The 595-nt window shown below is 53.3% G+C and carries 1 protein-coding gene; it reads right to left on the bottom strand.

Annotated features, from left to right (window positions below; translation table 11 throughout):
• Window positions 1-595, bottom strand: a 595-nt coding sequence (locus VJI94_RS07915) for a hypothetical protein (RefSeq protein WP_324008950.1), incomplete at both ends; no start/stop codon positions are given.

Here is a 595-nt window from a genome sequence, read left to right as displayed (position 1 = left end):
CCGTGGATTCAGATGCAGTAAGCATCATACCCGCCCGATAGCGGGGGACCTGAATCTGATTGTTTTTGTCATCAGCAACCAGTTCGTCGCACTCATTATGTGCGGCCTGAAGCATAGGTGCATATAGATCACGCGCCTCAGCCTGTGCACCGAACATCAGCACCCCTGCAGAGTAGAATCCGCGGAGAACTTGGGCAGTAATGACAGATGCGTTACGCGTATACTTCCACGTGGTGGGATCATTTAGACGCTGGGTGCCAGAGCCACCAGGCATAGTGTCATCAGCACGATCGTCATAGCAGCTAGCGCCTCGCACAATAAAGACAAGACCAGGCTCCCCATTAGGGAAGGCATCTGGGTCGTAATCCATCTTGACAATGGCATAAGCAATGTTCTTACCCTTATGCTGGTTAGTCCAGACACCACCGGACATCGCAACCAGCTCGTTGTCAGCAGCTTGATCAGGTCCACCCTTATGGACCTTTACCCACATACAAGCCGCACCGTTCTTTGCTCGATATGCCGAGGTGCAGGCTTGGAAGCCGGTATGCACATCTCCCGCAAAGCTGAGAGGCGTACCTTCCACCAGGATGTC

It is taken from the genome of Parvimonas sp. D9 (assembly GCF_035282565.1).
In the GTDB taxonomy this organism is placed as follows: domain Bacteria; phylum Bacillota; class Clostridia; order Tissierellales; family Peptoniphilaceae; genus Parvimonas; species Parvimonas micra.
The sequence above is the reverse complement of the archived record's forward strand: the minus strand, read 5'-3'. Positions and strand labels throughout refer to the sequence as shown.